General features: G+C 68.9%; 13 protein-coding genes. 6 read left to right on the forward strand and 7 right to left on the reverse strand.

The window, feature by feature from the left end; translation table 11 throughout:
• Positions 1-70: 70 nt before the first annotated feature.
• Positions 71-898, forward strand: a complete 828-nt coding sequence (locus tag QR77_RS21375) for a MerR family transcriptional regulator (RefSeq protein ID WP_040023672.1) — start codon at positions 71-73, stop codon at positions 896-898.
• Between the two features lie 37 nt (positions 899-935).
• On the opposite strand, the gene QR77_RS21380 is transcribed toward QR77_RS21375, so the two are convergent.
• From QR77_RS21380 to QR77_RS21405, 6 genes are all read right to left on the reverse strand, one after another.
• Positions 936-2,537 carry a type IV secretory system conjugative DNA transfer family protein gene (locus QR77_RS21380; RefSeq protein WP_052488956.1) on the reverse strand — a complete coding sequence of 534 codons (1,602 nt, stop codon included), beginning with the start codon at positions 2,535-2,537 and terminating at the stop codon, positions 936-938.
• Between the two features lie 5 nt (positions 2,538-2,542).
• Positions 2,543-3,994, reverse strand: coding sequence for an ATP-binding protein (locus QR77_RS21385; protein ID WP_040023673.1), 1,452 nt, complete (start codon positions 3,992-3,994; stop codon positions 2,543-2,545).
• A gap of 167 nt (positions 3,995-4,161) precedes the next feature.
• Positions 4,162-5,715: an SCO6880 family protein gene (locus QR77_RS21390; protein WP_040023674.1), complete on the reverse strand. Its 1,554-nt coding sequence runs from the start codon at positions 5,713-5,715 to the stop codon at positions 4,162-4,164.
• Positions 5,712-7,094 (reverse strand): hypothetical protein, encoded by a 1,383-nt coding sequence (locus QR77_RS21395; RefSeq protein ID WP_052488957.1) that lies wholly within the window; start codon positions 7,092-7,094, stop codon positions 5,712-5,714. The genes QR77_RS21390 and QR77_RS21395 overlap by 4 nt, the downstream gene beginning before the upstream one ends.
• On the reverse strand, positions 7,084-7,938 hold the full coding sequence (locus QR77_RS21400; RefSeq protein ID WP_040028401.1) for a hypothetical protein: 855 nt from the start codon (positions 7,936-7,938) through the stop codon (positions 7,084-7,086). Before QR77_RS21400 ends, QR77_RS21395 begins: the two co-directional genes overlap by 11 nt.
• A gap of 231 nt (positions 7,939-8,169) precedes the next feature.
• On the reverse strand, positions 8,170-8,478 hold the full coding sequence (locus tag QR77_RS21405) for a hypothetical protein (RefSeq protein WP_040023675.1): 309 nt from the start codon (positions 8,476-8,478) through the stop codon (positions 8,170-8,172).
• 565 nt (positions 8,479-9,043) lie between these two features.
• Between QR77_RS21405 and QR77_RS21410 the strand changes: the two genes are divergently transcribed.
• From QR77_RS21410 to QR77_RS21430, 5 genes are all read left to right on the forward strand, one after another.
• Positions 9,044-9,460, forward strand: coding sequence for a hypothetical protein (locus QR77_RS21410; protein ID WP_063798060.1), 417 nt, complete (start codon positions 9,044-9,046; stop codon positions 9,458-9,460).
• Positions 9,457-11,265, forward strand: a complete 1,809-nt coding sequence (locus tag QR77_RS21415) for an alpha/beta hydrolase (RefSeq protein ID WP_040023676.1) — start codon at positions 9,457-9,459, stop codon at positions 11,263-11,265. The genes QR77_RS21410 and QR77_RS21415 overlap by 4 nt, the downstream gene beginning before the upstream one ends.
• A 236-nt stretch (positions 11,266-11,501) precedes the next feature.
• The gene (locus QR77_RS21420; protein ID WP_347359787.1) at positions 11,502-11,843 is read left to right on the forward strand and encodes a hypothetical protein; all 342 of its coding nucleotides are present in this window, start codon (positions 11,502-11,504) and stop codon (positions 11,841-11,843) included.
• 62 nt (positions 11,844-11,905) lie between these two features.
• Positions 11,906-12,928 (forward strand): bifunctional lytic transglycosylase/C40 family peptidase, encoded by a 1,023-nt coding sequence (locus QR77_RS21425; RefSeq protein ID WP_107069105.1) that lies wholly within the window; start codon positions 11,906-11,908, stop codon positions 12,926-12,928.
• 215 nt (positions 12,929-13,143) lie between these two features.
• A complete protein-coding gene (locus QR77_RS21430) occupies positions 13,144-13,875 on the forward strand; it encodes a phosphatase PAP2 family protein (RefSeq protein ID WP_040023678.1) in 732 nt (243 codons plus the stop codon).
• A gap of 34 nt (positions 13,876-13,909) precedes the next feature.
• On the opposite strand, the gene QR77_RS21435 is transcribed toward QR77_RS21430, so the two are convergent.
• On the reverse strand, positions 13,910-14,571 hold a 662-nt coding region (locus QR77_RS21435; RefSeq protein WP_160310940.1), incomplete at its 5' end, for a sortase.

Consider the following 14,571-nt stretch of genomic DNA (forward strand, 5'->3'; position numbering starts at 1 on the left):
GGGACCGTTTCACCAGTTCTTCGCCGGCCCTTGACCCTCTCACCGTGTGAGGCCGTGAACTTGGAGAGTCATGTTCACCATCGGAGACTTCGCCAAGCACGGGCGTGTGTCGGTCCGCATGCTGCGTCACTACGACGCCATCGGGCTTCTGCGTCCGGCCCACGTCGACCCTGCCAGCAGTTACCGCTACTACGAGGCCGAGCAGTTGGCGCGGCTCAACCGCGTCATCGCGCTCAAGGACCTCGGCTTCACCCTCGAACAGGTCAGGTCGATCATCGACGACCAGGTCGGGGTGGAGGAGCTGCGCGGGATGCTGCGGCTGCGGCAGGCGGAACTGGAGACGGCCGTTGCCGCGGCGACGGCCCGGCTGACCCAGGTCGAGGCGAGGCTCCGCACCATTGAGAGCGAGGGACTCATGTCCACCGACGACATTGTCATCAAGAGCCTCCCACCCGTCAGACTGGCCGAACTGACCGCGACCGCGGCGAGCTTCGCCCCGCAGGACATCGGGCCGGTCATCGGCCCCCTCTTCGAGGAACTGTGCGCCCTGCTGGACGCCGCAGGAGTGGTCCCGGTCGGCCCGGGCCTCGCCCGCTACGAGGACGTGCCACGCGGCGAGGGAATCGTCGTACACGCCGGGATACCCGTCGCCCCGGGCGCCGGCAACGGTATCGGGGAGGTCAGGATCGTAGAACTGCCCGGCGTGGACCGCGCGGCTACCGTGGTGCACCGCGGCTCCATGGACAACGTACTGGGCACCGCCCAGGCCCTGGCCCGTTGGATCGACGCCAACGGCTACCGGTCGCTCGGCTACACGCGTGAGCTGTCCCTCGACTGCCCGGACGACGTCGACCTGTGGGTGACGGAGCTCCAGGAGCCGATCACCCCGGTCGCATGACCCGGCGCCGGCGGTGCGCGCTCGCCGAGGAAGGGGTTCAGGCGCCGTGAACGGGCTGTTCGTCGTAGGGGAGTTCGTGTTGCGGCCAGCGGTCGCGGCCCTGTTCGCGGGAGCGGAGCAGGACCAGGGCTGGTAGGCCGTGTTCCTGGCCGGTCGTCAGCAGCTCCGGGAGCTGGGGGAGCGGGGCGACGGCCGCGACATCGTCGAGGACGAATGCCATTGGTGGGTCGAGCCGACCGTCAGATGACCTCGCAGCCATGCGGCGGCCGTGCTCGACCACGCTTGAGGCCAGTGCGGTGAGCAGCGGCATCGCACCGGGGCGGGAGCGAGGATCTTCGATCGGCTCGCCCACCACATAAAGTGTCCCCCCTTCTGCGGCAAAAGAATCCAGTGTGAGCGAATCCGTTCTGTTTGGTGTGCAGGCGTCCCGGATGTGGACCGACGAGAGGGACGACAGCGCGCGGGCCGTCAACTGCTGGGCGATCTCTCGGCGTTCGGGGTACGAGGTGAGCGCGGACTCCAGCAGGCCCGCGAGGCCGGAGGCGGCCTTGGGGTGGGTGCGCAGGATTCGTACCGCCTCGTGGGCGCCGCCGCCCTGCGCCCAGCGGTGCACCTGCTTGAACGGCCGTGCGTCCACGGCGGCGGCGTGCAGCCAGCAGCGCAGCAGTGTCTGCGCCATGTCGGCCATGGCGGCGTCCATGAGGGCACGCGGGCGTACGGGGGCGAGCAGCGCCGCCGCCCTGGCGTCGGCCGTGTCGGCGTCCTCGCAGCCGGCGGTGGGCGACCAGTGCAGGCGCGCGGGGGTGTCGCAGAGGTGGCCGGGGTCGTACACGAGGACGGGGCCGAGCTTCGCCCGCGCGTCCTTCGTCTCGGCCCACACGGTGGGGTCGGAGGTGATGACCAGGGCGGGGCCTTCGGCGTCCTGGATGGCCTGGACTGCGGCGGGGTGCCGGGTGTGAGGGGCGCCGTACAGCACCTGGGGCGCGGTGCGGGGGCCGGGGACTGCGGCGACGGGCGGGAGTTCGGTGGTGATCGGGCCCTGGTCCTGGGTGGGCGTCCCGTAGGCGGGCGCTGTGGCGTCCTTGGTGAGGTAGTGGCGCGGTGGCATCACGTCGGGAGGCGGGGGCGTGGCGTCGCGTGCGCCTGTGTTCCGGCGTCGGGGCCCGTCGGGGCGCTCGTACGGCTCGTCGGCGGGGTCCTGTTGGGCTTCTTCGTGCCCGTGCCGCTCGTAACGCCCGTACTGTCGCTGCTCGCGTCGCTGGGTCCGTACGGCTCGCCAGCGGGCGGTCACGCCGAGCACGAACACCGTGAGCACGGTCAGCACCATCAACTGGCTGATGAACAGCCCCCAGAACAGCCCGTATCCGGAGAGCTGCCCGGGCGGGGTGTCCGGCCAGGCGCCGGCCAGGTCGTGCGGCTTCGCGACCAACTGGCGTATGGCCATGGGTGTTCGGCCGTAGCTGACGTTGTCCGGCCAGCCGCCGTGCGAGAGGAGGCCGGCGAGTCCGGTGCCGGTCCAGGCCAGTACCGAGAGGCCGAGGAGCAGGACGAGCAGGCCGATCAGGATCCCGTCGGGGACGCCTCCCTGGCGGGAGCGTTGCTGGTGCTGCCGGCCCTGGCGGTCGTCGCGGCTCGGCATGGCACTCACGCCACCGTCGACTCGGAGGATTCGTTCAACCGCCGCTGCTCCTCCATGAACGCGGCCCGTTTCTCGGCTTCCCACTCGGCGGCCTGTACGTCGGCGGGCATCGGCAGCGCGCCGGCTTCGAGGGCGTCGGCGGCGTCGGAGGCCTGGGAGTTCTCGGTCATCGCGCGGTCGGTGAAGACCAGCGGCCGTTCGGCCTCCGTCACCAGGTGTTTGACGACCTGGACGTTGCCGTTGACGTCCCACACGGCGATGCCCGGGGTGAGCGTGGGGATGATCTCCACGGCCCACCGGGGCAGGCCGAGGACCCGCCCGGTCGCTCTGGCCTCGTCGGCTTTCTGGGCGTAGATGGTGCGGGTGGAGGCCATCTTGAGGATGGCCGACGCTTCCCGCGCCGCGGCTCCGTCGACCACGTCGGAGAGGTGGTGGACCACGGCGACGAAGGACAGGCCGAGGCGTCGGCCGAACTTCAGCAGCCGCTGGAAGAGCTGGGCCACGAAGGGGGAGTTGATGATGTGCCAGGCCTCCTCGACCAGGAAGATGCGCTTCCTGCGGTCGGGGCGGATCCAGGTGTGCTCCAGCCAGACGCCGACGATCGCCATCAGGATCGGCATGGCGATCGAGTTGCGGTCGATGTGCGAGAGGTCGAAGACGATGAGTGGTGCGTCGAGGTCGATGCCGATGCTCGTCGGGCCGTCGAACATGCCGCGCAGGTCACCGTCGACCAACCGGTCGAGTACCAGGGCGACATCGAGGCCCCAGGCGCGTACGTCGTCGAGGTCGACGTTCATCGCCTCGGCCGACTCCGGCTCGGGGTGGCGCAGTTGCTCGACGATGTCCATGAGTACGGGCTGGCGCTCGACGATCGTGTCGTTGACGTAGGCGTGCGCGACCTTGAGCGCGAAGCCGGAACGCTCGTCGAGGCCGTGTCCCATGGCGACTTCGATGATCGTACGGAGCAGCGCGAGCTGTCCGGTGGTGGTGATGGCGGGGTCGAGCGGGTTGAGGCGGATGCCGTGGTCGAGGGCGGCCATCGCGTCAAGTCGGATGGGGGTTATGCCGAGTTCCTGCGCGATCAGGTTCCACTCGCCGGAGCCGTCCTCGCCCTGGGCGTCGAGGACGACGACCTGGCGGTCGCGGAAGCGGAGCTGGCGCAGCACGTACGTCTTCTCCAGCGCCGACTTGCCGTTGCCCGATTCGCCGAGCACCAGCCAGTGGGGGGCGGGGAGTTGCTGCCCGTACAACTGGAAGGGGTCGTAGATGTAGCCCTTGCCGCTGTAGACCTCGCGGCCGATGATCACGCCGGAGTCGCCGAGGCCGGGGGCGGCCGTGGGCAGGTAGACGGCCTGCGCCTGGCCCGTCGACGTACGGACGGGCAGCCGGGTCGTCTCCACCGCTCCGAAGAGGAAGCTGGTGAAGGCGTCCGTGAGGATGGACAGCGGATCTCGCATCACAGGCCCCTATTCGACGGCTGTCGGCGGCTGGCGGACGGTTCTCGGGCGCTCTCGGGCGGCATTGGACGGGTCTTGGCCGGTTCGGTTGTCTTGCTGGTTGTCCTGTCGGCTGTCTTGTTGGTGGTGGTGCCGGCGTCGGTGGTGGTGTTGATGGTCGTGGTCCGTCAGCGGCGGATGCCGGTCGCGAACGGCAGGGTGTTCACAAAGGCCCGGTGGTGCTCACGGTCGCACCACTCCAGCTTGAGGTACGACTTGCCGGCCGAGGCTCTGATGGTCCGCTTGTCCCTGGCCAGCGCCTCGGGTGAGCGGGACGACACAGTGATGTACCCGACGAGGTTGACTCCCGCAGCACCGCTGGCGAGATCTTCACCCCGCTGGTCGAGCCGGCCGTGCGCCGCGATGTCGCGGGGGTCGACGGTCCTGTTCATCTTGGCGGCGCGGCTGGCTTCCGCGTCGTCGTTCGTCTTCTCCGTCAGCATGCGCTCGATGGCGATCTCGGTGGGTTCGAGGTCCATGGCGACGGACACCGTACGGATGACGTCGGGGGTGTGGACGAGCAGCGGGGCGAGGAAGTTTACGCCGACGGGCGTCATAGGCCACTCCTTGACCCAGGCGGTGGCGTGGCACCAGGGTGCGCGGGTCGACGACTCGCGGGTCTTGGCCTGGAGGTACGTCGGCTCCATCGCGTCCAGCTCGGCGGGCCAGGCGTTGCGTTTTGTCATCGCCTGGATGTGGTCGATGGGGTGGTCGGGGTCGTACATCGAGTGCACGAGGGACGAGAGCCGGCCCTGGCCGAGCGGCTGCCGTACGCGGATGTCCGCCTCGGCGAGCCGGGCGCAGATGTCGGTCAGCTCGCGGGCCATGACCACGGCGAGGCCCGCGTCGTGGTCGGGCTTCTTCTGCCCGTTCGCCCGGCGGGCGGCGCGGGCCATGGCCTGGGCCTCCGAGGCGAGTTCGCGGGTGAAGTGCATGCAGGCGACGAGGTAGGCGCGGTGCTGCTCGCTGGAGGTGGACACCATCGACTGGAGCTGCTCGTACGAGTCCTGGAGCCAGCCGGGCGACGAGGTGTCGCCGCGCTGCGCGACGTCCTTGGCGTGGGCGTCGGGGTCGGCGGGCAGCGTACGGGCGATCATCTGGAGGCGGGTGACGAAGCCGTCGCCGTTGGCGACATGCTTGAGCAGCGTGCCGAAGCGGTCGACGAGGGCCTCCTGGTCCTCGCTGTCGCGCAGGCCGACGCCGGGTCCCTCGATCTCGATGGCGGCGGTGACGGTGCGCCGGTCGGCGTGGAGGAGGACGGCGATCTCGTCGGGGCCGAAGGGCGCGGCCAGCCAGTTGATCCTGCCGATGCCGGGCGGTGGTCCGACCTCGACCTCGCGGCCGTCGATGTGGGTGCCGGCCTCGGCGGCGGTGGAGCGGTAGGCGGTGCCTTTGCGCAGGGACCGTTTGAAGCTGCGGTTGATCTCGAACCACTTGTAGAACGTGCGGTGCTTGTACGGCACGTACACCACGGCGAGCGCGATGAGCGGGAAGCCCATCAGCGTCACGATCCGCAGGGACAGGACGGGCACCAGGAGGCCGCTCATCATGCCGAGGAAGGCGCCGGCGATGATCAGGGCGATCTCGCCGGTCTCACGGTTCTTGCCGACGATCGCGTTGGGCCGGGCGCGGCCGATGAGATACGTACGGCGGGGCGCCATCGGTTGGATCTGAGTCGTCAACGCCCTCCACCTCCTGCTCCTGTGCCGTTGTTGCCTGTTCTGCCGGTGTTTCCTGAGCCGCGTGAGCTGTGTGGTCCGCTGGTGGGACCGGAGTTACGGGGTGGGGGCGCGGATCCGCCTCCGCCTCCGCCTCCGCCGCCTCCTGAGGAGGAGGGGCGTGAGCTGTGTGCGGCGACGCCGCCGGAGATGGAGTTCTGCGACCTGCCGCCTCCGCCGCCTCCTCCGCCACCGCCGTCGCCGTTGTTGCGGCTGCTGTGGGTCTTGATGCCCTGGGAGACGAGGGCGGCGGGGGAGCTGATGAGGGCGGCGGCCTGGGAGCCGTCGGTGGCCGTCTTGCGGTTGGTACGGGAGGAGGCGATCTCGTCGCCGAAGCCCGGTACGAAGCGGTAGATCATGCCGCTCGCGAAGATGGCGAGCAGGATGATGGCGAGGCCGGAGACGACGGCGGAGAACGCGTCGGGGCCCTTGTCGGAGGAGAGCGCCCCGGCGAGGCCGAGGACGATCACGATCACGGGTTTGACCATGATGACGGCGATCATGATGCCGGCCCAGCGGCGGACGTGGCCCCACATGTTCTTGTCGACGAGGCCCGCGTACACGACGGTGCCGAGCAGCGCGCCCACGTAGAGCAGCGCGGCCCGGATGACAAGCTCCAGCCAGAGGACGCCGGCGGCGAGGATCGACACGAGGGCGACGACGATCAGCATGATGGGGCCGCCGCCGATGTCGTCGCCCTTCTTGAGGGCGTTGGCGAAGCCGCCGAAGAAGACGTCGGTCTGGCCGCCGGTGGAGGAGGAGATGACTTCGGTGACGCCGTCGGTGGCGGAGACGACGGTGTAGAGGATGAGCGGGGTGAACGCGGAGGCGAGGACGGTCAGCCAGAGGAAGCCGATGGCCTCGGACATCGCGGTGGTGAGGGGGACGCCCCGGATGGCGCGCTTGGCGACGGCCAGGAGCCAGAGGACGAGGGTGAGGACGGTGGAGGCGGCGAAGATGACCGCGTACTGCTTGAGGAAGGCGGTGTTGGTGAAGTCGACGTTGGCGGTGCCTTTTACGGCTTCGCTGAGCTTGCCGACGATCCAGGCGGCGGCGTCGGCGCAGCCGCGGGCCAGGGAGGAGAGGGGGTCGAGGGCGGTGTCTACGGGGTTTCCGGGCAGGCCGGAACCGGGGGCGCCAGTATCGGAATTGCAGTAGGTCTTGGAGAGGCCTGTCTTGACGCTGCAGTCGACTTTGTCACTGGTCCCCGACGGTGTCGGCGTGGGAGCCGCGGAGACACGGGTGGCGAGGAGGAAGAGCGTGGCCTGGATTCCCGCGAGAACGGTGATGACAGATCGGGTGCGACGGACACGTCGGGCGCGGCGTCGGGAGCTACCTGGCATACGTGAAGCCTCCGTACTGCTCGACAGCCTTGCTGATCTCGTCCGCGGTGGAGGCCGACTCGTCACCTGGAACGGGGGCCGGTCCATCCTTCTGCGTGTCCGATGCGATCTTCCAGTCGTTTCCCAGCCACCGCAGATCGAATGTGCCCGTCTGCCATGTCGTTTTCACCGGATCCGTGGATCCGGGGCCGGCCATCCCGATCAGGCCCGTGTACCAGACCGACACCTTGGCGGTGTCACCTGTGACGCTCTCGACCTTTGTCCCCACGGGGATCGCGCGGGAGACGAAGGTGCTCCCTTCGGGAGGGTTGCCGGCGCTGTCCAGACCGAGCTTCTGCAGGAAGTCCGTTCCGTAAGCCGCGTCCATCGCGCCCTTGAGCTTGGCCGCGGCCTCCGGCGTGTAGATGGTGTCGAGGATGGAGTCGCGGCTGTCCTTCTTGAACATCCCGTCAGAACTCAGCGCCACGGCGAAGTTCGCGGCCGCGCTGCCGGCGCCCTGTTCGTTCTTCGGGAACCCCGAGGGGATCGTCCCGTTCTTCCCCGTCACCGGCTTCGTACCCGTCGGTGCCGTCGGGTCCGCCTCGGCGCCCTTCGTGACGCCGCCCGCCGCCGCGCTGTTGCCCCCGCCGCCCCGGTTGGCGAACGCGATGGCCGCGACGAGGAGGACGACGACGCCCACGACCGTGATGAGGGAGCGTGAGCCGCGGCCCTGGCGGCGGGCGCCGCCGTACACGTCGCCGCCTCTGCTGTCGGGCAGCCGGGTACGGGTCTGACCCGAGCCGCCGATCCTGTCGTCCTGGCGGTTCGGGTCGCCGCCGCGACCGTGCTCGTCACCGAAGCTCATTCCGCAACTGCCCCCTCGGTCGTGTGCGGTGCCGCGTGCTCCGCGTCCTTCGACGGTAGCCGTGCTGATAGCCGCGCGGGCGCGGTGTGGTGACTCGACATCAGGGACATCAGGGAGACGCAACCTCAGCCGGTGGGCGCGACGGACGGGTGGTGTTGAAGGTGACGGAGGGGGAGGAGGGGTGGCCGGGACGGGCCGGGAGCGGCCGGGGACGGCCGTGACCGGCCGGAGCTAGACGGCCATCCCGTACACGATGGTGAAGAGCGTGCCGAGCGAGCCGATGATGAAGACGCCGGTCAGCCCGGCGACAATCAGCCCCTTGCCCTGTTCGGCGCTGAACGTGTCCCGGAGCGCCGTCGCTCCGATACGTTGTTTCGCCGCGCCCCAGATCGCGATGCCGAGGCAGAGAAGGATGGCCACAGCCATCACGACCTCGATCATCACCTTGGCTTCGTTCCCCAGGGTCCCGAAAGGCCCCCAGTCAGGGGCGATGCCACCGATGATGGTGGTGATGTCGCCCTTTTCGGCCGCCAGGTACATGTAACTCACCGCCCCAGTTGGGTCGTTCGCCGCCCGTGCCCCACGGCACGAGTCATCTTCTATCTTCGCTGATGGAACAGCCCACGTATGCCGCTTGACGGCTCTCTTTACCCGATCCCCGCACGTATGACCGATCCTGACGCCCTGACCAGGCCTGAACCGGTGTATACGCGTACATGCATGGTTACTCTGTGTATCACGGAGAGTGACTCCGGGCAATGACTGTCGTTGTTACACCTCTGGGGGCGGTGGGCAATGACACATCGGGTACGGAGTTCTCGGGGGCGGGTATCGGCGCCCGACGGCCCGTCAGCCCGTCGGCGTACCCACCGTACGGGTGAACTCGCCGGCCTTCGTCGGGTCCTCGTCGTACGGCTGGCGGACCCGTCCCGATCCCGCTGTCCGCCTGCTCGTGGCGCTTCCAGCCGTACGTACGCGGACCCCGCCCCTCCGCACTCACCGCGTCGGCGACCGGCATGTCCGCTGTGCCTGCTTTGGGACAGTGCCGTCGGCATCCCGGGCAGCGGGGAGCTCCGGACGAGGTCGAAGGACAGGGGCGTAGGGCATGACGGGGAACTCGGCGCACTCGGCGGGTTTGCGGGGGCTGGCGGATATGGCGGGTCCGGGCGGTGGCGACCTGGTGCACAGCGGCGGGCCGTGGACCCGGGCGGCGGGGGCGGCCGACGCGCTGCGGACGGACCTGGGGCGGGTGAGAGCCCAACTCGCGGCCGCGCACGAGGGGGTGGGGACAGGCACGGCGGTCCTCGGGGTGGCCGGTGTTCTGCGGGCGGTACATGAGTCCTGGGAGCAGCGCATCAAGACCGCCACGGACGAGTGCGGGGACCTGGCGGTCGGTCTGCGGGCGGTCGCCAAGATCGAGGGTGAGGTCGATACGTCGGTCAGGTCGTCCCTGGAGCGGATCGTGGCTGCGGCTGACGCGCGGGACGCGAAGGACGCGCCGGGCGTGGGGGCCGGCGCGTGAGCGCGGAGACGCTGACCTGGCAGCGATTACGCGAGCTGCGGTGCTCCGAACTGGAGGACGCGGCCGACGGCTGGGGCAAGGCGAGCAATGGCGCGGACGGCGCGCGGCGCCGCGTCCAGGGACAGGTGCTCGCCCGTATCGGGGCGTCGCAGCGGGGCGAGGCGGCACAGGCGGCGGGGGCGCGGCTGAGTGTGCTGGGCGGCGACTTCCAGTACATCTACACCGAGTGCGGACTCGTCCGTACGACCCTCAACGGCCTCGCCCATGACCTGCGCGCGCAGCAGCGCGCGTTGCTGGGCGCACTGGACGACGCGCGGAGCCTGCGGTTCACGGTCAACGACGACGGCTCGGTGAGCTACCCCGAAGCGGGGGAGGACGCGGCGGGTACGGGGACGCCGGCGGGCGGAACGGCCCCCGGAGCCGCGGATTTCCGCTTCCTCCTGTCGCCGGAGCGGACGAGTCCGAACCCGAACGCCGCGAAGGCCCAGGAGATCGCCGACCGCATCGCCCGCGCGGTCGCCGAGGCGGCAGAGATCGACGCCCGCTGTGTGGCGGCGCTCAGAAAACTGATCGCGCGCGACGGCCTCAGGGGCACGACCGCGGACTGGAAGGACGCCAGTGGCGACGCGACGAGGGTCCGCGCGCTGGCGGACGACTACCTGAAGGACGCCATTCCGTGGGACAAGTCCCCTGCTGAGCGCAAGGCGTGGTGGTTCTTCGGGCTGACGCAGGAGCAGCGGGAGGAGTATCTCGCGGTGTATCCGGACCAGATCGGGAATCTGGACGGCATTCCGGCCGAGGTGCGGGACCGGGCCAATCGCGACAACCTGTCGCTGCTGATGGGAAAATTGGCGGGGGAGGACGACGATCGGGCCCGCACGCAATTGGCGGGCCTGAGATCCATCGACCGGCAGTTGCGCGCGGGTTCCGAGCCGCCGATGTACTTGCTCGGCATCGGGGACGAGGGTAACGGGCGGGCGATCGTCTCCTACGGGAATCCGGATACGGCGAGGAATGTGTCCGCGTATGTTCCGGGGCTGGGGACGGCACTTGACGAGGAGTTCGCTGCGAATGACTTGAAACGGGCGCGGGATACGGTGCTTGGCGCGCGCAAGTACGACGAGTCCAGTGCGGCGATTGTCTGGCTCGGATATGACGCACCGCAGCTACCGGACAGCGAGAGTTGGGCGGGGAACTTCTCGGTGGCAGGCTCGGACAAGGCAGAGGCGGGCGCGCCTGCTTACAACAGCTTCATGGCTGGGATTACGGCGTCCAATGAGAACGATGATGTCCATCTGACTGCCATTGGTCACTCGTACGGCTCCCGCACGGTGGGTGCGGCGGCCGTTGAGGAGGGCGGCATCCCGGGGGTGGACGACATCGTCCTCGTCGGCAGCCCGGGCGTCGGCGTGAACCACGCGGCGGAGCTCGGTATCGGCAAGGACCACGTCTTCGTCGGCGCGGCCGAGAACGACCCGGTGACACACCTCCCGTCCGGGGGACAGGCCGCCCAGAACGCCGCGGTGGCGATTCCCATCGTCGGCCCGTTCGTCTCCGACGGTGTCGATGCTCTCGTCGGCGCGGAGGACGAGGACCTGTGGTTCGGAAAAGACCCGGCGAGTGAGGCGTTCGGGGCGCGTCGGTTCAAGGTGGCGGATGGCCCTCGGCCATTCTTGGACGGTGAAGGAGTGGCAGCGGCTCACTCGAATTACTTCGATCCTGGCAAAGATCTTGTCTCCTCGGACAATATCGGTCTAGTGGTAGCCGGTAGATCAGATGGAATTAAGGTGGAGAAGTGGCGATGAACGTGGGAGTCATGCGCTTAGTTGTATTGGGCGCGATTTGTGTTGTGCTGACAGGCTGTAGTGCCGTCGCGAGTCCGGGACTGGACGGGGAGAGTGGCCGTATGAATATGCAGGAGGCAGCGAGTCGTGCGGACTTGATGCTTGACGACACGTTTGCCGCTATCAAGCCGGAAGTGGTGTGGACTCACGGAGTGACTACAGCGGGGAGTTGCGACTTGTCGCGCCGCCGTACAGTCATGACGGAGATCTCCGAACAACGCCGCGGTGCCCTTCTGGGGTTGATCGATCGGTTCTGGCGCAAGAGTGGCTACGAGATCACCGCAGTGAACAACAGCGAGGAATTCCCTGCCGTCTACGCCAAGTCAGTCGACGGCTTCGGGATCAGTCTGAGCATTGGCGGCAAAGGCCAGGCGTTCTTCGAGGTGGCGACCCCCTGCGTAGAGGGCTCCGCAGTCGCCGAGCCCACCACCAAGCCCAACGGCCCCGACTACCGCGGCGGTCCCATCCCCCGCCCCAACGTCCGCTCCGATTTCTGGTCTGCGGAGTCTTCCGGACAGCCTTCGCCCTCCGCCCCCTGATCAGCGCCCCCGCCGCCTACACTTACGGGTGACAGTGGCCCTGACGCGAGGGGTGTTTGACGGTGCGTAAGGCATGGCTGATCGGGGGCGCCGTCAGTGGCGTCGGGGTGAGCTTCGTCGCGTTGCTCGTCGTCGGGACCTACTCCGCCGCCGCCGGGCTCGTGGGTGGGGTCGCCGGGCAGGCCGTCGGGTTGGCCAAGGGGGCTGTGCCGGCCGCCTACCAGTCGCTCGTGCTCAAGTGGGGCAATCTCTGTCCCGCCCTCAACCCCGGTCTGCTCGCCGCGCAGTTGTATCAGGAGAGTGGCTGGAATCCGACCGCGCAGAGCCCCGCCAACGCCAAGGGCATCGGCCAGTTCATCCCCGGTACCTGGGACGCCCACGCCGTCGACGGGGACAAGGACGGGGACCGGGACATCTGGGACCCCGCCGACGCGATCCCCTCCGCCGCCACGTACGACTGCCAGTTGGCCGGGTACGTGAAGAACGCGCCCGGTGACATCACCGACAACATGCTCGCGTCCTACAACGCCGGTTCGTACGCCGTCCTCAAGTACGGCGGGGTGCCGCCGTACAAGGAGACGCAGAACTACGTCAAGGTCATCCGGACGCTGGAGAAGAGCTTCTCCCGGCCCATCGGGCGCGTCGAGCCGTCCAAGCAGGCGGCGTCGGCCATCTACTTCGCTCAGCAGAAGCTCGGTACGCCGTATCTGTGGGGCGGGAACGGAACGCCGGACCAGGGAGGGCGGTTCGACTGTTCCGGGCTGACGCAGGCCGCGTACCGGTCCGTCGGGGTCGAGCTGCCGCGTGTCGCCAACGATCAGTACAACGCGGGCGAGCATCCCTCGCGCAGTGAACTGCTCCCCGGGGACCTGGTCTTCTTCTCCGAAGATCTGACGAATTCACGAGCCATTCATCACGTGGGTCTTTACGTGGGGGGTGGGTACATGATCGACGCGCCGTACACGGGGGCCGTGATCCGGTACGACAAGATTGACAGCGCGGACTATTTCGGGGCGACCAGGGTCACCGACGCCGGCGCGCAGTCACTGCCCAAGGACCTGCCGGGGGACCGGCCGGCGGCCTGATCCCGGCACCCGTCCAGCCGGCCGCAAAGGGTGCCGTTTGGCTGGAACTCTCCGTCGGGCCGAAGTCCTGAGCTGCGACGACGTATCACTCTTCGATAACGTCATGGTGATCTTTCGGTGGAGAGCGGAACGTGACCGGTCAGTAGGCCGTTCCCTGGACTACGGCCGCGTTTTCCGATCGCGCGGCACGCGACAAAGGCAAGGGGCCGCGGCAGATGGCTGGACTCGTACTGGATGGGTCGAACCCTGATGTCAGCCTGCTCTACGACATCAACGGACTCACCAAGGACACCCCCTCGTGGTTCGACGCCGCGATGAAGTTCGTCGGCGAGTTCGGGATCCTGTCCGTCCTCGTCCTCGTTCTCGTCTGGTGCTGGTGGAGCGTCCGCCGGCGGGGTACCGCCGAGGATTCCGTCTCCGCCGTCGCCGGGCTCATCTGGGCGCCGCTCGCTTCGGGTTTGGCGCTGCTGGTGAATATCCCGATCCGGGACTTCGTCGAAAGACCCCGGCCTTTTGTGGACCATAAGGGTCTTGACGTTCTTGTCGCGGGCAAAACGGATTTCTCGTTCGTCAGCGATCACGCCACGATGGCGATGGCACTCGGTGCCGGAATTTTTATCGCTCACCGGAAGTTCGGTCTCGCCGCGATCGCTCTCGCGCTCTTCGAAGGCTTCTGCCGGGTCTATATGGGTGTCCATTACCCGACCGACGTCATCGGCGGCTTCGCGCTCGGTACGGCTGTCGCCCTGCTGCTGACGCCCCTCGCCCTCGCGCTGCTGACCCCGCTCGTGTCGGCCGTCGCCGGCTCGGCCCGTACGGCGTGGTTCGTACGGTCGCGGCACTTGCGCGAGGCGGACCGTACGGCGGGAGCCGGCGCCGTCGGCGGCGACACCAGGACCCTCGACCTTCCGGAACACCGGCCTGACGACAACAACCTGGCCGCCTGACACACGGTCAGAGCGGTCGGTATGGTCGGACCGGTCAGCCTGCCCTCGCGCTGACCACCACGTTCGAGTCCCAGTGGCCGTTGCCGTCGATGACCCCGCCACAGGTGATCAGCCGCAACTGCGGGTCGGGCAGCGGGCCGTACACCCGCCCGGTCGGGAACCGCTTCGCCGGGTACGTGTCCACAGCCGTCACCCTGAACGGCACCCGCCGCCCGTCCCCCAGCTCCGCCTCGACCAGATCGCCCGGGTGCAGCCTCCCCAGCTTCGCGAAGACCGCGTTCCTGATGTGGTGCGGATCGACCAGCTTCCCGTCGACGTACTCCCTGCCCGGCGCGTCCCGGTGGCCCACCAGCACCGCTGGGCCGCGCTCGCCGGGGCGCGGGCCCAGCGCGTACCAGCCGACCTTCATCGCGCTCCGGAAACCCGGCACCTCCAGCCCGCCCCGGGCGTCGAGGCCGAGCGGCAGGACGTCGGCCGTGACATGGAGTGCCGGGATGCGCAGCCGTACGGGGGCGGACGCCGCGTCCCTCACCTCGACGGGGCGGGGCTCGGCGTCGGCGGTGGTGCCGGTGCCGGACCGGGGCGCCCGGTGGTGCGGGAACAAGGTCAGCAGGACGGCGGCCACCGCGCACAGCGCCGCGACGGCGAACAGCATCGCGGGGCCCGCGCGTCCCGCCCTACCGCTCAGCGCCGGCC

It is taken from the genome of Streptomyces sp. 150FB, from assembly GCF_000818195.1.
Taxonomy (GTDB): domain Bacteria; phylum Actinomycetota; class Actinomycetes; order Streptomycetales; family Streptomycetaceae; genus Streptomyces.